Origin of the sequence: Xenorhabdus budapestensis, assembly GCF_002632465.1 — a bacterium.
In the GTDB taxonomy this organism is placed as follows: Bacteria; Pseudomonadota; Gammaproteobacteria; order Enterobacterales; family Enterobacteriaceae; genus Xenorhabdus; species Xenorhabdus budapestensis.
The window spans coordinates 162,152-182,396 of sequence record NZ_NIBS01000004.1; the positions used below are offsets into that span (position 1 = coordinate 162,152).

Genomic DNA, 20,245 nt, shown 5'->3' on the forward strand with positions numbered 1-20,245 from the left:
CTGATCATAAATATAAAAATGGAGGAGTTATGTCGTTTAAGTTGAAAACGGACTGTGCCTCAACACTTTCCATTAACAATAAATCCATTAACAGTAAATCCCTTGGCAGTAAAACCTACCATTATTACAGTCTGTCTTTGTTATCTGAGCAATTAGGTGAAATATCCCGTCTTCCGAAATCTCTGAAAGTCCTGCTTGAAAACCTCCTGCGTAACATTGATGGTGATTCTGTTGTTGAAGATGATCTGAAAGCGCTGGTGGCATGGCAACAAAGCGGCCATGCAGAGCGGGAGATTGCCTATCGTCCGGCACGTATATTGATGCAGGATTTTACCGGAGTACCTGCTGTAGTCGATCTTGCAGCTATGAGAGAAGCTGTTTTACGGCTTGGCGGAAATGCTGAACAAGTGAATCCATTATCTCCCGTTGATTTGGTGATTGACCATTCAGTTATGGTGGACAAATTCGGCACTGAACAGGCACTTGCAGATAATGTTAAGATCGAAATGGAACGTAACTATGAACGCTATTTATTTTTGCGTTGGGGGCAAAAAGCGTTCAATCGTTTCCGCGTTGTACCGCCCGGAACGGGGATCTGTCATCAGGTTAATCTTGAGTATTTGGGTAAGGCAGTTTGGTATGAAAATCATAACGGAAAAGATTTTGCCTATCCCGATACATTGGTTGGCACAGATTCTCATACTACGATGATTAACGGGCTTGGTGTGCTCGGTTGGGGTGTTGGCGGAATTGAAGCCGAAGCTGCGATGTTAGGGCAGCCTGTCTCCATGTTGATACCTGATGTGGTTGGTTTCAAACTGACAGGTAAATTACGTGAAGGGATCACTGCGACGGACCTGGTTCTGACTGTAACACAAATGCTGCGTAAGCACGGTGTGGTCGGTAAGTTTGTAGAATTCTATGGTGATGGTCTGGCTGATTTACCATTGGCTGACAGAGCAACTATCGCCAATATGTCACCGGAATATGGTGCGACCTGTGGTTTCTTCCCTGTTGATGAAATTACTTTAGATTACATGAGATTAACCGGACGTAGTGAAGATGAAGTTGCACTGGTTGAAGCTTATTGCAAACAGCAGGGGTTATGGCGGAATGCAGGTGATGAACCTATCTTCACCAGTAGTCTGGAGTTAGATATGTCTACGGTGGAATCAAGTCTGGCGGGGCCAAAACGGCCTCAGGACAGGGTTGCACTGTGCGATGTTCCAAAGGCTTTCCAATCCGCTATGGATCTGGATCTCCAGAAAAAACAAGGGGGTCAGACAGCTGTACCTGTGATTTTTGATAACCATACTTTTTCGTTACAGGAAGGTGCTGTTGTTATTGCGGCTATCACGTCTTGTACAAACACCTCGAATCCCAGTGTCTTGATGACCGCTGGTTTACTTGCTAAGAAAGCGGTTGAAAAAGGTTTACAACGGCAACCGTGGGTTAAAACTTCATTGGCACCGGGGTCAAAAGTCGTAACAGAGTATCTGAAACTGGCAGGGTTTATGCTCTACCTTGAAAAGCTAGGCTTTAATCTCGTGGGATATGGCTGTACTACCTGTATTGGTAACTCTGGCCCATTGCCAGATCCGATTGAGGCGGCGATTAAACAGGCTGATCTGACCGTTGGTGCGGTACTTTCTGGTAACCGGAACTTTGAAGGGCGCATTCATCCTTTGGTCAAAACCAATTGGCTAGCTTCTCCACCACTTGTCGTTGCTTATGCGCTTTCCGGCAGCATGAAGAAGGATCTGACCAGAGAGCCAATAGGGCAAGACCGACAAGGCCATGATGTTTATTTGAAAGATATTTGGCCGAATAGCAGAGAAGTGGCTGAAGCAGTCGAAAAAGTCAGAACAGAGATGTTTCATAAAGAATATAACGCTGTTTTTGACGGTGATGAAGATTGGCAGGCATTGGAAGTTGAAAGTTCAGTCACTTATTCCTGGCAGCAAGATTCAACTTATATTCGTCTTCCGCCTTTCTTCAATAACATGACACCGGAACCTGAGCCGATGACTGATATCCATCAGGCCAATATTCTGGCAATTCTGGGGGATTCGGTAACCACGGATCACATTTCTCCCGCAGGAAATATCAAGACTGACAGTCCGGCAGGAAGATATTTGCAGGAACATGGTGTGGCTCCGAAAGATTTCAATTCTTACGGCTCAAGGCGTGGAAATCATGAAATTATGATGCGTGGAACCTTTGCCAATATTCGTATCCGCAATGAAATGGTGCCCGGTATTGAAGGTGGATATACACGTCATATTCCATCGCAAACTCAGCTGGCTATTTATGATGCAGCCATGCGCTATCAGGAAGAGAAAAACCCGCTGGCTATTATTGCTGGCAAAGAATATGGTTCTGGCTCCAGTCGTGACTGGGCGGCGAAAGGAACCAGGCTATTGGGAGTAAGGGTAGTCATTGCAGAATCTTTTGAACGTATTCACCGTTCCAACCTGATTGGTATGGGGGTATTGCCATTAGAGTTTCCGCAGGGTGTCAGTCGCAAAACACTTAATCTGACGGGAGACGAGCGTATTGATATCAACGGATTAAGTGACATCAAACCCGGACAGGTTATTGTGGTAAAAATCACTTATGCCAGCGGGGAGGAAATACGGGTTAATGCCCGTTGTCGTATTGATACCAACACTGAGCTGGCATATTTCTACAATGGCGGCATATTGCATTATGTGATCCGTAATATGTCGAAATAGCAGAAATTAAATAGCGAAAGCGATATCCAGTGATATATATCCAGCAATAAAAGCTACAAAGTTCAAATCTACAGAAATAAAAACTGCGCCCACACCGACGCAGTTTTTATTTTTCACAGTCTTCATTTTTACAAAAAAAGTTATTAACTGGATTTGGACAATAAATGCCCCATTAAACGAGCTTTTGTATCCAGGTAGTAAGCGTTATTAGGGTTACGCCCGACAACCAGTGGCACTCGTTCGACAATGTTAATGCCTGCTCCTAGCATAATCTCAATTTTTTGCGGATTGTTTGTCAGAAGACGAATAGCACGAACATCCAGTAACTTATACATGTCTGAACACAGAGTGAAATCCCGCTCATCAGCAGCAAAACCTAACTGATGGTTGGCTTCGACAGTATCAACGCCTTGGTCTTGTAATGCATAGGCGCGAATTTTATTCAGCAGACCAATATTACGACCTTCTTGGCGGTGATACAGCAGAACACCCCGGCCTTCCTTGCTGATTTGTGACAGAGCAGCCTCTAACTGAAAACCACAGTCGCATCTTAAGCTAAATAAAGCATCTCCCGTCAGGCATTCTGAATGGATGCGGGATAAAACAGGGTTATCACCTGAAATGTCACCATACACGAGGGCAACATGGTCACGGCCTGTTTCTATCTCTTCAAACCCAATCATCACAAATTCGCCCCAGGGAGTAGGCAGCTTAGCTTCAGCTACTCGTTTTAGCTGCATTTTTGTATTCATATGTTGATTTAGCTCGTTATATACCCGTTGTTTTCAAGCCACAGTTTGTTGGCGGTGTTCGTTCACCCAGTCACCTAGCATATAGCTATCTATGCTCCCGGAGATCTGTTCCCTTAACCGTCACGCTGCATCTTGAATTCAATAGGGTATAAATATTGTGATACTTAGAACAATACCAGTTTGGAAATCAGCTAAAATCGCGCAAAATTTTCTCTGATTACAGCGCATGTACGCGTTCGGATTATAACAGAAATTATATTTTTGTCCGTAGATAAAGATGTTTGCAGATAACACATGAGAGAAATTAATTACAGTAATTTAGCATGCTAAACTATAAACGTATTTTGGGAGAAAGATTGGATGTTGTCATTTCAATATAGTGACGGAACTGCGGGGAAGCGAAGTAGAATATTGCCACAAAAAGGGATAAATATTGGTTTGGTGCGATAAAGTGCTTCCTTTGCGTAGACGAGAAATGCTAATTTAGCAAGCCGCTATGTCTGTTATTCGGCATATTAATCAGCAACAATCGATAACAGGAAACAATGTGAAATATTTTGTGATTTTATTACTGGCACTGGTTGTTTTTGTTATCTCAGTCACTCTGGGAACGAATAATAATCAAGTAGTAACATTTAATTATCTGATTGCCAAAGGCGATTATTCGATATCCACTCTGCTGGCGGTATTGTTTGCCATCGGTTTTGCTCTTGGATGGGGAATTTGTGGGGGATTTTATCTGCGTACCTGTATGTCACTAAGACGCGCCAAACGTAAAATTAAGCGTCTGGAGACTCAGTTGGAACAACCAGTTGAGCTACCCGCTAAAGAACCAGCCGCTAAAACTGCCTCTCCAGTAGTTTTAAACAAGGAATAATTCTCCATGTTAGAGCTGTTGTTTCTGTTGCTTCCCATTGCTGCAGCTTATGGTTGGTATATGGGACGCAGAAGTGCTCAACAAGATAAGCAGCAATCCGCAAACCGCCTGTCGCGTGAATATGTTAATGGTGTTAATTTTTTACTCTCCAATCAGCAAGACAAGGCGGTTGATCTATTTCTTGATATGCTAAAGGAAGATAGTTCAGCGTTTGAAGCGCATTTAACGCTAGGCAATCTGTTCCGTTCTCGTGGTGAAGTTGAAAGAGCCATCCGTATTCACCAATCCCTTATGGAAAGCGCCTCCCTGACATTTGAACAACGTTTACTCGCTATTCAGCAGCTTGGAAGAGATTATACAGTGGCCGGGCTGTATGACCGTGCAGAAAATATGTTTGTTCAGTTAGTCAATGAAAAGGATTTTCGTGAGAATGCATTTAACTCCTTGCTAACTATTTATCAATCAACCAGCGACTGGAGCAAAGCTATTGATGTCGCTGAGAAATTGGTCAAATTGGGTAAACAGCAGTTTCGGGAAGAGATTGCCCACTTTTATTGTGAATTGGCTTTGCAAGGTATGGGAGAAGAGGATTTCAGTAATGCCATTGGGTATTTGAGCAAAGCAGCTCAGGCAGATAAGAATTGTGCCCGTGTTTCGATCATGCTCGGTCGTATTTATATGGCGCAAAAAGAATATCTCAAAGCGATTGAGGTACTTAAACGCATTCTTGAGCAGGATAAACAGTTAGTCAGCGAATCCTTGCCAATGTTGCAGGAGTGTTATCAGAATCTTGCCCAACCAGAAGAGTGGGAAACATTTGTTCGACGCTGTGTAGAAGAAGATTGTGGTGCAATTGCTGAACTTCATTTGGCTGATATTGTTGAGAAAAAAGAGGGGCGTGATATCGCCCAAAATTACATTAATCGTCAATTGGAAAGTCACCCGACAATGCGTCTATTTTATCGCCTGATGGATTACCATTTGGCAGATGCAGAAGAAGGCCGGGCGAAAGAAAGTTTAATCCTTCTGCGTAATATGGTGGGTGAGCAGATCCGAACTAAACCAGATTATCGATGTTATAAATGTGGCTTTACTTCTCGCTCCCTTTATTGGCATTGCCCTTCATGTCGCTCATGGGACACCATCAAACCCATTCGTGGCTTAGATGGTCAGTGACAGTGTCACGATTATTGGTGGCACTTTTCGACATGTTTTTTTCATTTATGAAGTTTTCATTCACGAAATAAAGTTCATTAGTAAATTAAAGGCCGAAGAATGACATCTCATACAACCCAAGCTTTAGGTAAACAGATTGAATCACCCGTTGTTGTTGCATTGGATTATGACAATCAGGATGCAGCACTGGCATTCGTCGATAAGATTGATCCACAGTCCTGCCGTCTGAAAGTGGGTAAGGAGATATTTACATTAAATGGCCCACAATTTATTCAGGTATTACATCAACGTGGTTTTGACGTGTTTTTGGATCTCAAGTTTCATGATATTCCTAACACAACTGCAAGAGCCGTGGCTGCGGCGGCAGAATTGGGGGTTTGGATGGTCAATGTTCACGCCAGTGGCGGGGAGAGAATGATGACCGCAGCCAAAGAGGCATTATTGCCTTATGGTAAAGATGCTCCGTTGTTAATTGCCGTAACTGTTTTGACCAGCATGGAACAGTCTGACCTGTTGGGAACAGGTATTAATGTGGCACCAGCACAACATGCTGAACGTCTGGCAAAATTAACCAAACAATGTGGTTTAGATGGTGTGGTTTGTTCAGCCCATGAAGCTCAGCAATTGAAAGCGGTATATGGTCAGGAATTCAAATTGATTACACCGGGTATTCGTCCTGAAGGTTCAGATGCCGGAGATCAACGCCGTATTATGACGCCACCACAAGCCATTCAGGCAGGTGTGGATTATATGGTCATTGGTCGTCCGATTACTCGTGCTGAAAATCCCGCACTGGCATTACAGCGAATTAATCAATCTATTGGGATCGTTCATGGATAATAATTCTCGCCTGGTGTATTCGACAGATATTGGTCGTATTCAAGAAGAAAAAGTGGCATCTGTTCGTCCTAAAGGTGATGGTATCGTGCGTATTCAACGTCAAACCAGTGGGCGTAAAGGGAAAGGAGTTTGTGTGATCACAGGTATTGATGTTGATGACCAAACGCTTGCCAAGCTAGCCGCAGAATTGAAGAAAAAATGTGGTTGTGGTGGCTCTGCTAAGGATGGTGAAATTGAAATCCAGGGTGATAAGCGTGATTTGCTGAAACAATTACTGGAAGCGAAAGGAATGAAAGTGAAATTAGCTGGTGGCTGATTTAGTTTCTCATCCTCACCTGATACTCATTTCATAAATTTCACAAGCTATGCAGTAAATTAACTGCGTAGCTTGTGATAATAGTCTATACCTGTCGTCTTTCAAGTTGCAGCTTTGTTGGCTGCGCTACTCTTTTTTCAACTATACCTCGGTCACCGTTTTTATAAACATACAGCTCATCTACAGTAGGCTTTCTCAAATAACGTCCAGACATTAATCTTTTAAAATCAGAAGACTATAATTTGGGTCTGAGATGATTTCTGATTCTTCAAATGGTAAATGTAACCATTGTTTAGCCTTATAGAAACGGGTGGAGTCACTATAATGCGGCGAAGCAGGATCATCTGACAATGAGGTTAATAGTGAAGTATAAGCTTCTACTTTATTATTTGGAAAACCAATAAGCTGTAAGTAACTGTTGCCAAAGGTATCGAGTTTTGTATCATCGATCTTTTTTACACAAGCGATAGTGAAATACCCGATTTCATCACAGCCACCATATAAAGGAACACGATTATTTCCTCGCGATAAATATAAATAGTCACCCCGTTGTGCATTCAGTGATAATCCACGGTGATTTAAATCCAGCACAGTGGCTCCCAGTGCTTGCCGGAGTGTTTCTGTTATATCAGCATGCAGTTTACGTGGTGTATTTAATGGATCATTTTTGTTAAAGGGAATGGCAAATAAAATGTGATCCGGTAAATCCAGCAGACGATCCCAAACACCATCCCAAATATGTGCTCCTTGTGCGGTGATATTACCTTTATTATCCCAAGCCTTTAAAATATGGCAGGCTGTGGTTACATTAACTCGTTGCGGAGAGGAGTAGGTTATGTCATTCAGAGGGTCATGTTGTACATCGACCAGCGGTGAATGACAGGCTTTTTCTAACAGTTGGGATTTGAATAATTCAGCGGTCAAAACGCGACTGTTCAAAACCATTTTCTGGAGTACTTCATTATTGATGAATTTCCCCGGATATTGATCACGACCCTGTAAACGTTCTTGTACCATTATATGGCCTAAACGTGTACGCATACTGACAGGCTTATTACCATCGGGGCCAAAGATGACAGGATAACCCGTCAAGGGTGATTGGGGATTGGTAAGCCAATAACTGTCGTTCATATTGGCGACATAGTCAGTGCGTAGCAAATTGGGCATTCGCGCTGGCCCTACAGCACCGGTTTGAACTGAGTCAGGGTCACTTTGCCAATCGCAGAAACTGTGTGAACCGTCAAAAAATGGAATGCCCGGAGCCAATTGAGCAGCCAAGATTTGGCGGGATTTGGTGGTACAAATTTTCACTTGCTCTGGGGAAACATTAGGGACAGCCCCCATATCCGCATACCAGGCCTGATCATTGCCACGACCAACGGCGACGGTATTCACCCAGGGCATAGCCGCTTCTTGCTGTTGGATAGCAATAAATTCGTCAAGAGAACGAGATTGACCCCAGCGTAACCAGTTTCGCCATAAGCGGAAATTTTCTTGATTAATATCGCGAACTGCAAATGCTTTTTCTGTGTCCCAACGTAGCGGGGAAAGATTCACCAGTGGCCCATATTCTGACTTATACAATGTGCGAGTAACGGGAGTCAAAGCGCCAGAATCTTGTTTAACTTGAACTGTAATGATGTTGGCTTGCATTTTTATTTTTTTGCCATCACGGAGGTAACTTAATGGATCATCAGGTGCCAAACTGAGTTCATAAAAACCCATGCGGGCTGCTACCGAATTGGTATGACTCCATGCAATATTATCGTTAAAGCCAATTTGGATAATGGGAATACCTAAAAACGACGCTCCGCTAACATTGATTTCACCAGGGATTGTGAATTGAGCTTGGTAGAAACGGTCTGGGCCAAACCAAAACCAATGCGGGTTGCCAAATAATAGAGGGGAGTCTGAATTGGTAGCTTGTGTTCCAAATCCATAAACATTACTGCCAACGCCTCTACTTGCCAAACGGTTCAAATGAAATGAAGCTATCGACACTGGTGATTCTGGGGGTGAAATATCTGTAGTTGATAATGTAGTGGGAGGTTGGGCACTGACAATATTAGTTAACATACGGGTATACCCTTCCGCGAATAAGACAGCGTACATACGTCGGTAAATATCCTGTTCACTGATTGGCTGTATCCAGGCTTTATTGCGGCAAGCGTGATGAGCAGTGTTATGAAGGGGTAATTCGTGCAGGTATCGGTTATAACCAGCCGTAAAGCCGGAAACAAGCTGTTTGACTTTTTCAGGTTGGGCTTGAATCATACGCTCCAGCATATCTTCTGAAAGAATATGGCGGTGATAAAAATCAGAATCCAGATTTTTCACTCTATCCGTTATCCCTTCATAAACCAGTGTGGCTTGTCCGCCAAAATATCGGGATCGTTCGCCACGATAAGTCAGCAAGGAATCTGCTATAGTACAAAGGTTGTCCTGTGCCTGAACATAACCATAGCCATAACCTAATCCAACCCAATTTTTGGCTTTAATATGTGGAATGCCTAAACTGGTGCGACGTATTTCTGCATATTTATCCAAATGACTATTAGCTTGGGTCGTAGGAGTGTGATGCAGACAACCCGCCAATAAGCTTGAGCTAAAAATGAAGGTAAACATTTTAAGGCAGGATTTTATTCTTATCGTTTCAAATATCATGTTTTTTTCTCAGTAATAGTAAAAACATCTCTTCATAGAAGGGGATATTATTTTTGGCGCAGCCAACCTGTTGTTAACCACCTCCATAGGAGGTGGTATTCAGTTAATAATTCTCTTTTGCCGCCATAATGGCTTTCAATAAGGCCTGACCGACATGTTTGATATGCGGCAACTTCATAATGGATTCATGAGAACCAACAACAGGAACAATAGAGAGCTGTTCTGATGGAATGACATCCTCCCACCCAAGAGCATAACTATGCTGCTCATTTTGTTCTGTTGCCCTGAATAAGACGACATGAAGAGGTATTTCTGAAGCAATGTTTGTTGGGGCAGTATAGTGATAAGCCGCCACCGTAATATTATGATAAAGGCTCAGATAGTAGAGAATATTATCTGAAGGAATGTGAGGTGGTAGTAAATCGTTCTGCTGGGCAAAAGCCAGTAGAGCATTGTAGTCATGTTTATCTGTAATCCTTTGTAATTTCTCATCCATATGAAGGGAGATATCTGTCTCTTCCACCAGTAGATCATACAAAGTATTTTTTGCATTAAATAATAATCCAGCCTGTTTATCTTCCTGAGTGAATGTATCTTGATAGCTAGCAACCGAATCAATTAATCCTATGAAATCGACAGTTTCTCCCTCGGCTATCAATTGATTAGCTATTTCATATGCAAGAGTTCCGCCGATTGACCATCCAGCAATCGTATAAGGTCCCGATATTTGGGCCTGACGAATAGAGGTAATATATTCTTTAGCCATTTCGCTAAATGTTAATTGAAGATTTTCATCTCCGAATCTGTCACTGGCGGTAATGCCATAAATTGTCATGTCTTGATCATGAATATGAGAAGCAAGATCATAGGCATAGTGGATGCCACCTCCTGCTGGATGGACAAGAAGCAGTGATGATTCACCTTTACCTTGGCGGATAGTGACTACATTTTTTTGCTGTTCCTGATGGCTACCAGATAAAAGCTGTTGGAGGTAACAGGCAAGTTTACTGATTGTTGGGTGAAGGAATAGATCTCGTATTGCTATGTTGATGTTTAAAGCCCGGCGTAAGCGTGCAACGATTTGCAATGTCAGTAGAGAGTGCCCACCGAGTTCGAAGAAATGATCATGCCGTCCAATGCGGTCTAATCCGAGGTTTTCTTGCCAAATTTCAGCAATAATGTTCTCTATTTCACCGGTAGGTGCTTCATAGTCTTGAGTAATCACGGCAGACGCATCTGGTGATGGCAAAGATTGGCGATCCAACTTACCATTTGGCGTTAGTGGGAATGAATCTAATGTTACAAAAGCATTAGGGATCATATAGTGGGGCAAACTGGTATGTAAAGTTTCCCGCAATTGTTCCAGATTCAGAGTTATTTCTGGCTGCAAAACCAGATAAGCCACTAGACGCTTATCATGCATGATATCTTCACGCACCATCACAATCGCTTCTTGGATCTCAGAATAGGCAAGTAGTTTGGCTTCAATTTCACCCAGTTCAATTCGAAAACCACGGATCTTGACTTGAAAATCATTACGTCCGAGATAATCGATAGTACCATCAGGAAGCCAACGTCCTAAATCTCCTGTTTTATACATTCGTGCATCAACTTGCTCACTGAAAGGATTATGAACAAAACGTTCATTAGTAAGTTCTGGACGATTCAAATAACCGCGAGCCACTCCGATCCCTCCGATGTGAATTTCACCGATTACTCCAATGGGGACAGGCTGGTTGTGTTTATCAAGTAAATAAATTTGAGTATTGGCTATTGGACGACCAATCGTTATTTGAGATTTCGTGTGATGGTTGATTTGCTCCGCCAAAATGTTAGTGGATGCTGTTGACCAGATAGTTGTTTCTGTTGGTCCATACAGATTCCATAAGCTACTGACTTTTTGTTTTAAACGTTGTGCCAGTTCGTGAGATAACGCTTCACCCCCGCTTAATGCCTTGACGTTTGCACCTATCCATCCAGAATCAAGCAACATTCTCCAGGCAGTAGGTGTTGCCTGTACAATTTTGATGTTATGCAATGCAATTAATGCTGCCAATTGTTCAGGATCTTTGGCTATTCGTGATGGCGCTAAGACAATACGGCTGCCGCTGAATAAGGGTAAATAAAGCTCCAGCCCGGCTATATCAAAACCAATGGTAGTGGAGAAGAGCATTGTGTCGTCGGTAGTAATTTGCAATATCTCTTGCATTGAAAGCAGCAGGTTAACCACACTAATATGTTCTATCATTACACCTTTGGGTAGTCCTGTTGAGCCGGAGGTATACAGTACATACGCTAGATTACGTGATGTAACTTCTAAATCAGAGGCTGACAAATTACAATCTGGCTGATTTCTGATCTTTGCTTGGTACTCGCTATCATCCAGTACCAATAAGGGAACTTCTGTATCGGAGAAACGAGCTTGCAGGGCATATTGGGTCAGTAATACTACAGGCCGGCTGTCTGACAGCATATAGGACAGTCGTTCAGTAGGATAGTCTGGATCAAGAGGAACATAACCCGCGCCTGCTTTCAATATGCCTAATAAGCCGATGACCATATCCAGACTGCGCTCAACACAAATTGCTACCCGATCATCTGGACGTATACCAAGTTCAATTAAATAGTGCGCTAGCTGATTAGCTTTTCGGTTCAGTTCGTCGTAACACAATTGTTGATCGCCGTAAATTAAGGCGATAGCTGTAGGAGAATATTCCACTTGTTGCTCAAAGCGTTGGTGGATTAAATCATCTTGCGAATATGCAATATGAGTATTGTTGAATGTTTGCAAGAGTTGAATACGCTCTTCCTGTGGCAAAATGTTCAATTGTTGGCAGATATGTTCTGGTGAGTTTTGCAAAATCTCGACTAAGTCATATAGCACAGTGTGCATGAAGGCGTTAATCCGTTTGGGATCAAGGAATGATACACACTGCATAGTCAGCGTGAATCCCTGTCCAGTATCATCAACTGCCAAACTGAGTGGGTAGTTGGTACGTTCATTAGAACTTAACAGCTCGATACCTTCCTCAGCAGATCGCGTATTCTGGTCGTTATCATTATTTGGACTGTGGCGATAATTCAACAGACTGTTAAACAGAGGTAAAGGTGCCTTGACGCCACTGCATTGTTGAGCCAATGAGAGTGGAGCTTGTTCGTGTTCCAATAATTCACTCAATACCTGGTAAGTTTGCTGAACAACTTGCTGCACAGTGAAACCACCTAATTTAATGCGGATGGGAAGTGTATTCATAAACATACCGAGAGTTTTGTCTGAATTGACTACCCCCTGTAAACGTCCCAACAGCACAGTGCCAAAAACAACATCATCTCGTCCGCTGCATTGTGCCAGTACTTGTGCCCAGCCGACGTGGAACAGTACTGCTGCACTGACTCCTTGTTGTTGAGCACAATTTCGCAATGCTTGTGCCAGTGATGTTTCTAATTCGAATTCAGCTTCTGCGAACTGTTCACTGTTTTCGCCATGAACTTCCAACAAACCAAAAGGCAAAGTCGGTTCATCGACATCAGCTAAAAGCTGGCGGAAGTAAGCTTGGTGTTGCTCAAGAGGCACCATGCGGAGCTGGGCGATAAAGTTACGGTAAGGCAGAGGAGGGGGAAGTTGATTACCTTGCCCCAAGAGTATTGCCTGAATTTCATTGAATATGATTTCCAGTGAGTGATGATCACAAACCAGATGGTGATGTAGCAAGGCCAGCAACCATTTTCCGCTATGGGGATCTTTGGCAATGGTGGCTGATAATAATGGAGCCTGTGTGATATTCAGACGTATCAAATGTGGATCAGTATGATGGAGTAATTGCTGCTCAGCCTCACCTTCGGGTGACAATGTCAGTTCGGTAATAGGAAGATGTGCTTGACGATGAATAACTTGCACGGGTTCAGGAAGATCATTCCAATGAACCGCGCTACGTAAGATATCGTGACGGTTGATTATCTGCTGTAGTGCTTGCAAAAATGTCTCCAGCCTCGCACGACAGTCAAAGGCTATCATCATATTGTCCAGATAAATGTCACCTTTTGTTTCCAGTAAATGGTGAAACAGAATCCCTTCTTGTAATGGCCCCAATGGGTAAATATCTTGAATATTACTAACACCCCCAGCCGCGCTGGCAACGATTTGATCAATTTGCTCTTGTGTTAGTGACACCAATGGCAACATATCTGGTGTGATAGTTTGACTATCATTTGTGATCAGATTAGGTGGAATGATTTGTGCTGTAGAATCATCAGTGGTCTTATTAATTAGATGTTTTGCCATATCTGCTAAGACGGGAAATGAAAATACGGCACTGACTTGCAATGTAAAGCCGTGTTGGCGTAGTTGCTCTATTAGGCCAACGACCAGTAAAGAATGTCCTCCTAATTCAAAAAAGTTATCATGACGTCCTACCTGTTCCAGTTGTAGCAGATTTTGCCAGATAGTGGCTAATTGCTGTTCAGTTGTGTTGACAGGAGCTTGATATTCACGACTGATGACATCTGTGTGTTTAGGTGTTGGCAATGCCTTGCGATCTATTTTTCCATTTGGGGTAAGTGGAAAAGCATCCAATGTCACAAATATACTAGGCAGCATATATTCCATTAAATGTGTACCTAATTGCTCACGCAACTGAATGGCATCCGGCGTGATATCTGACTGTGGAATAATGTAAGCTACCAGATTGGTATTACCGTCCTTTTCTTCACGCGCTATAACCACAGCATCTTTAACCCCCGGGCACGCCGCCAGCTGCGTTTCAATTTCCCCCAGTTCAATGCGGAATCCGCGGATCTTGACCTGAAAATCATTGCGCCCCAGATAGTGGATATTGCCCTCCGGCAGCCATTGCCCCAGATCCCCGGTCCGGTACATGCGTGCCCCCGGCTGGGCACTGAACGGATCACGGATAAACCGTTCGGCGGTCAGGTCAGGGCGGTGCAGGTAACCGCGGGCGACCCCCGCGCCCCCCACATAAATTTCCCCCGTGACCCCGACAGGCACCGGCTGGCCGTGTGCATCCAGGATATAGATTTTACTGTTGGCCAGCGGGCGGCCAATCGGGACGGCGGCCGTGAGAGCAGGCCTGTGCGGGGCCGGCCCGGCGTTATCCCCTGCCCAGGCGGTGGCCGTGACGGTGGTTTCCGTCGGCCCATAGGCGTTAAGCCAGCGGCACGGCTGTGTCTCGGGTAACGCCTGCCACGTTTGTAAGTGGCGGGCCTCCACTTTTTCGCCGCCCACCGTCACCGTGCGTAAATAAGGGCTGAAAGGGCACCGGCCGGCGGCCAGCTCCTGCACCCACAGGTGCCAGAACGCCGCCGGCACATCCAGGGCGGTGATTTTCTGTGCGTGCAGAAACGCGCTAAATGCGCTGTCGGGGACTTGCAGGGCGTCGGGCCGCAGGATTAAGCTGGCCCCGGCGGCGAAGGTCGGGAAGATTTCCGAGACCGCGGTATCAAATGCCACCGCGGTAAATTGCAACACCCGGTCGCGGGCGGTAAGGGGATTGGCCTGCAACTGCGCGGCGACAAAGCTTGTCACATTGCGGTGTTCAATCATCACCCCTTTCGGTAACCCGGTTGAACCGGAGGTGTAAATCACGTAGGCCAGATGATGCGGCTGTAACCCCAGCCGGGCCGGGTCCGGGTTCTCCGCCGCAGACGTCTCAAGGGTGGCCTGCTGGCGGGCCTCATCCAGGCACCAGGTGGGCACGGCGGTGTCAGGCAGGTGCGGGTGTAAATGGGTTTGCGTCAGCAGTAAAACCGGTGCACTGTCTGACAGCAGATACGCCAGGCGTTCGCGCGGGTGGTCGGTGGCCAGCGGCACATAACCGGCCCCCGCTTTGAGGATAGCCAGCAGGCCAATCATCAGCGTTACGCTGCGCTCGGCGTAAATTGCCACCCGGTCATCGGGCCGCACGCCGGCGGCTATCAGGGCATGGGCCAGCTGATTGGCGCGCCGGTTGAGCGCGGCGTAACTGAGTGACGTGTCGCCCCAGACCAGGGCGGTGGCCGCCGGGGTGCGGGCGGCCTGCTGCTCAACAGCCTGGTGCAGCAGGCCGGCCGGCGCTGCCGTGACCGCCGCCGGATTAAAGGCCACCAGTAACCGGGTACGCTCCTCGTCCGGTAAGATAGTCAGGGACCGGATAGCGCGGGCCGGGGCGGTGTGCAGGGCGCTCACCAGCTGGCTTAATGCCGACACCATATAGTGATTAATGCGGGCCGGATTCAGGTGCTGCGGGCACTGGGCGGTTAACGCAAACCCGTCCTCAAAGGCATCCACATCCAGCGATAACGGGTAGTTGCTGTGTTCTTCATCGGAAAGAACCTGGATCCCGGCCCAGGCCGGCGAGGCGGCGGGCCCGGGGTCCCGCTGGCTGTGGCGGAAATTGAGTAAGCTGCTGAAGAGGGGCTGCGGGGCCGGAATGCCGCTGCACCGCTGCGCCAGGGCCAGCGGCGTTTGCTCGTGCGCCAGCAGGGCACTGAGCTGCTGATGGGTGGCCTGTACCGTTTGCTGCACCGTGCGATCCTGGAGCGCAATACGGACCGGCAGGGTATTGATCAGCATGCCGAATATCTGAGCCGTCCCGGCCCCGCCCTGCAAGCGCCCGAGTAACACTGTGCCGAACACAATATCGTCCTGCCCGCTGCACAGCGCCAGCACCTGGGCCCAGGCGACATGGAACAAGACCGCGGCGCTGACCCCCTGCTGGCGGGCACACGCGGTTATCTGCTGGCTGAGCGCGTTATCCAGCGGCATCACGGCTTCGGTGATATCGGCAGGGAGGTTTTGGGTGTCGGCCAGGCCGAACGGCAGGGTGGGCTCTGCCACATCCCCCAGCAGCTGCCGGAAGTAAGCCTGGTGGGTTTCAGCCGGCACTGCCCGGGTTTGGGCAATAAAGTGCCGGTAAGGCAGTGACGGGGGCAGCGTGTCGCCCTGGCCGGCGAGCAGCGCCTGCATCTCACTAAAGATGATGTCCAGGGACAGGTGATCACACACCAGGTGATGGTGTTGCAGGGCCAGAAGCCAGTGGGCGCTGCCGGGCTCTTGCGCGAAGGTGGCGGCTAATAACGGGGCCCGGGTGATATCCAGGCGGGTCAGGCGGGTGTCCGTCAGGCGGCGTAACTGCTGTTCGGCTGCCTCCCCGGGGGCCAGCACGGTTTCGGTCCGGGGCAGGGGGGCCTGGCGGTACACCACCTGCACGGGCTCGGGCAAGCCCTGCCAGTGGACCGCACTGCGCAAAATATCATGGCGGTCGATCACCTGTTGCAGGGCCTGTAAGAACGCCTCCAGCCGCGGGCGGCTGTCGAAGCGGATAAACTGGCGGTCCAGGTAGGTGTCGCCGCGGGTTTCCAGTAAATAATGGAATAAAATCCCTTCCTGCAAGGGCCCGAGGGGATACATGTCTTGCACATTGCGCGCGCCGCCGGCGACCCGGGCGATGACCGGGTCAATCTGGGCCTGGGTCAGGGTCAGCAGCGGTAACATCGCCGGGGTGATGGCCGGGCAGTCCGGCGGGATCAGGCTGGCGGGCACGTCCGGGACGGGGCTGTCCGCCGGTTCATGGGTCAGCTGTTGGGCCATGGCGGCCAGGGTCGGGGCGGCAAACACGGCGCTGACCGGCAGGGTCCAGTGGTGCTGGCGCAGCTGCTCTATCAGGGTGACCACCAGCAACGAATGCCCGCCCAGTTCAAAGAAATTATCGTGGCGGCCGACCTGGGCCAGCCGGAGCAGGGCTTGCCAAATCGCGGCCAGTTGCCGCTCGGCCCCGCCCTGCGGGGCGACATAGTCCCGGCTGACACGGGCGGCCCGGTCCGGGGCCGGTAAAGCCCGGCGATCGATTTTGCCGCTCGGGTTAAGCGGGAAGGCATCCAGGGTCACGAAGGCACTGGGGATCATATAGCTGGCCAGGTGCTGGCTGAGCTGGTCCCGCAGGCGGGTGGCATCCAGCGGCCGGGGGGCGTCGGGGACTAAATACGCGACCAGCCGTTTATCCCCGGGGTCATCTTCCCGGACGATAACCAGGGCGTCCTTCACCCCGGGACACGCCACCAGCTGCGTTTCGATTTCGCCCAGTTCAATGCGGAATCCGCGGAGTTTGACCTGAAAATCATTGCGCCCCAGGTAATGGATAGTGCCCTCCGGCCGCCAGTAACCCAAATCCCCGGTGCGGTACATCCGGGCGGCCGGCTCAGGGCGGAAGGGATCGGGCAGGAACCGTTCGGCGGTCAGGTCAGGGCGGTGCAGGTAGCCGCGGGCCACCCCCTCGCCGCCGATATAGAGCTCGCCGGTGACCCCGACAGGCACGGGCTGCCCCTGGGGGTCCAGGATATAGACGGTGGTATTGGCCATCGGCCGGCCGATGGGAATATCGTCAGCGGGCGCGGGATGGCCGGGCTCATAAGGGCAGGCGGTGGCATTGACGGTGGTTTCGGTCGGGCCGTAAATATTAATCCAGCGGCAGGCCTGGGTCGCCGGGCTGGCTAACCAGGCTTGCAGGTGGCGCACTTCCGCCTTTTCGCCGCTGGCGGCCACGGAGCGCAGGGCGGGCGGGGGCCCGCTGTGCCCTGCCCGGACTTCCTGGGCCCAGAGATGCCAGAACGCGGTGGGCAAATCGACCACCGTGATGTGATGCTTGTGCAGAAAGGCCATAAAGTCGGTATCCGGCACTTTAAGGCGGGCCGGGCGCAAGACCAGGGTGGCACCCACCGCCAGGGTGGGAAAGATTTCCGCCACGGAATTATCAAACCCGAAGGAAGCGAATTGCAGCACCCGGTCACGCGGCGTCAGGGCGGTGAGCTGGATTTGCGCCTGAATAAAATTGACGACCTGCCGGTGCTCAATCATCACCCCTTTCGGCAGGCCGGTCGAGCCGGAGGTATACAGCACATACGCCAGATTGGCGGGCGTGAGGCCGGAGACGGTGATTGGAATATTGTCTTGAGGCTGACTGGCGAGGTGCGTGTGATGGTCTGCGCTGTCCAGTACCCAAAGGGGCAGGTCAGTGTTGGCCAGGCGGGCGCTCAGATGACGCTGGGTCAGTACCAGGACCGGCTGGCTGTCTGCCAGCATATAGGTTAACCGGTCGGTGGGGTAGTCGGGATCGAGCGGCACGTAACTGGCGCCGGCCTTTAAGATGGCCAGCATCCCGATGATCAGAGGCAGGCTGCGTTCGGCACACAGGGCGATGCGGTCATCCGGGCGGGCCCCCGCGGCCCGGAGGGCATGGGCCAGCTGATTGGCGTGCCGGTTTAAGTCGGCATAACTGAGCTGGCCCGCCTCGCTCACCAGGGCCAGGGCCGCGGGGGTGGCGGCCGCCTGCTGTTCAATCAGCTGGTGGATAAGCGGCTCGCGCGGATAAGCCCGGGCGGTGGCGTTAAACTGGGTCAGTAATTGGCGGCGCTGTGCCGGGGTCAGCAGCGGGAGGGATCCGACGGGCTGGCGGTCATCGGCGGCCATCGCCGTTAAGAGCCGGGTCAGGTAGCCGCTGAGGCGTTCAATGGTCGCCCGCTCGAACAGGTCGGTGGCGTATTCCAGATCCCCGGTGATCCCGGCGGCGGTTTCATTCAGGGATAACGTCAGGTCAAACTGGGCATTGTTGCGGGCCGCGGGCACCTCGGTCAGGGTTAACCCGGGTAAGTCGAACCGGTGATTTTTGGGGGTGTTATCCAGGGCAAACATCACCTGAAAGAGCGGGCTGTGGCTCAGGCTGCGCGGGGGTTGCAGGGCTTCGACCAGCTGTTCAAACGGCAGATCCTGGTGGGCATACGCCGCCACCGTGTGGGTTTTTACCCGGGCCAGTAAGGTTTGCACGGAGGGGTTATCGTCCACCGTGACCCTTAAGGCCAGGGTGTTGACAAAGAAGCCGATTAACGGCTCTAACGCACTGTGCTGGCGGTTGGCCACGGGCGTGCCAATCACGATATCCGGCTGGCCGCTTAACCGGGCCAGTAAAATCCCCCAGCCGGTCAGCAGGGTCATAAACAGGGTGGTGCCATGCCGCTGGCTTAAGGCTTTTAAAGCGGCCACGAGGGGCGGGGGTAAGGTAAAGGGAACCTGGTCGCCCCGGTAACTTTGTACGGCGGGCCGGGTGTGATCGGTGGGTAATGCCAGTAACGCCGGAATACCGTGTAACGCCTGGCGCCAGAAGGCCAGCTGCGTGTCCAGTACCGTCCCCTGTAACCATTGCCGCTGCCACAGCGCATAATCGGCGTACTGCACGGGCAACGGCGGCAGCGGATCGGGCTGCCCCCGGGTAAAGGCCTGGTAAAGCGTGGACAGTTCATGCAGCAGAATATTCAGGGACCAGCCATCCGTAATAATGTGGTGCTGGGTTAACAGCAGGCGGTGCTGGTGGTCGGCGAGCTTCAGTAATTGCGCGCGTATCAGGGGCCCGGTGCTAAAATCGAAGGGGTGGCTGGCGTCCCATTCCGCGGCGGCCTCGATGGCCGCGTGCTGGCCGGCGGCGGGTAATTGACTGAAATCGTGGACCGTCAGGGCGAACCCGCTGTCCGGCTTGCCGATGATTTGCCGGGCTTGCCCGTCGATCAGCCGGAAGGTGGTGCGTAAGATTTCGTGCCGGGCGACAATGCGATCTAATGCCGCGGTGAGGGCCGGCAGATCCAGGGCGCCGTGCAGATGTAAATCATCTGATACGTAATAGGCGGTTTGTGCCGCGGGGTCGAGTTGCGCCAAAAACCATAAGCGCTGCTGCGCCCAGGAGAGTGGCAATTCTTGTTTGGGATTGGTTCTACTGGTTAGCTGATATCTTTCCTCAATTTGCCTATCTGGAATTCTCCCTTTCAATTTTTTCTGAAGTACTGCCTGCTTTAACTGATTTAGTCTCTGTTCGTTATTATTCATTTTGTTTATTTTGTCCATTTT

Annotated in this window: 8 protein-coding genes; 5 read left to right on the top strand and 3 right to left on the bottom strand. The window is 49.3% G+C overall.

Annotated elements, in window-relative coordinates:
- Nucleotides 1-29: 29 nt before the first annotated feature.
- Nucleotides 30-2,735, top strand: a complete 2,706-nt coding sequence (acnA, locus tag Xbud_RS06265) for an aconitate hydratase AcnA (RefSeq protein WP_099135331.1) — start codon at nucleotides 30-32, stop codon at nucleotides 2,733-2,735.
- 143 nt (nucleotides 2,736-2,878) lie between these two features.
- Here acnA and ribA read toward each other — a convergent pair whose 3' ends face one another.
- Nucleotides 2,879-3,475: a GTP cyclohydrolase II gene (ribA, locus tag Xbud_RS06270; protein WP_099135254.1), complete on the bottom strand. Its 597-nt coding sequence runs from the start codon at nucleotides 3,473-3,475 to the stop codon at nucleotides 2,879-2,881.
- 559 nt (nucleotides 3,476-4,034) lie between these two features.
- Here ribA and Xbud_RS06275 point away from each other — a divergent pair.
- The 4 genes from Xbud_RS06275 to yciH all read left to right on the top strand — a co-directional run bounded on the left by Xbud_RS06275 (nucleotide 4,035) and on the right by yciH (nucleotide 6,696).
- Complete coding sequence (locus tag Xbud_RS06275; RefSeq protein WP_099135255.1) at nucleotides 4,035-4,364, top strand: LapA family protein; 330 nt, start codon at nucleotides 4,035-4,037, stop codon at nucleotides 4,362-4,364.
- A gap of 6 nt (nucleotides 4,365-4,370) precedes the next feature.
- Entirely contained in the window at nucleotides 4,371-5,540 is a 1,170-nt protein-coding gene (lapB, locus tag Xbud_RS06280; protein ID WP_099135256.1) for a lipopolysaccharide assembly protein LapB, read from the top strand.
- 99 nt (nucleotides 5,541-5,639) lie between these two features.
- Nucleotides 5,640-6,380 (top strand): orotidine-5'-phosphate decarboxylase, encoded by a 741-nt coding sequence (pyrF, locus tag Xbud_RS06285; protein WP_099135257.1) that lies wholly within the window; start codon nucleotides 5,640-5,642, stop codon nucleotides 6,378-6,380.
- The gene (gene yciH / locus Xbud_RS06290) at nucleotides 6,373-6,696 is read left to right on the top strand and encodes a stress response translation initiation inhibitor YciH (protein ID WP_099135258.1); all 324 of its coding nucleotides are present in this window, start codon (nucleotides 6,373-6,375) and stop codon (nucleotides 6,694-6,696) included. Before pyrF ends, yciH begins: the two co-directional genes overlap by 8 nt.
- Before the next feature lie 213 nt (nucleotides 6,697-6,909).
- On the opposite strand, the gene Xbud_RS06295 is transcribed toward yciH, so the two are convergent.
- A complete protein-coding gene (locus Xbud_RS06295; protein ID WP_099135259.1) occupies nucleotides 6,910-9,360 on the bottom strand; it encodes a penicillin acylase family protein in 2,451 nt (816 codons plus the stop codon).
- A gap of 103 nt (nucleotides 9,361-9,463) precedes the next feature.
- Nucleotides 9,464-20,224, bottom strand: coding sequence for a non-ribosomal peptide synthetase (locus tag Xbud_RS06300; RefSeq protein WP_099135332.1), 10,761 nt, complete (start codon nucleotides 20,222-20,224; stop codon nucleotides 9,464-9,466).
- Nucleotides 20,225-20,245: the final 21 nt, after the last annotated feature.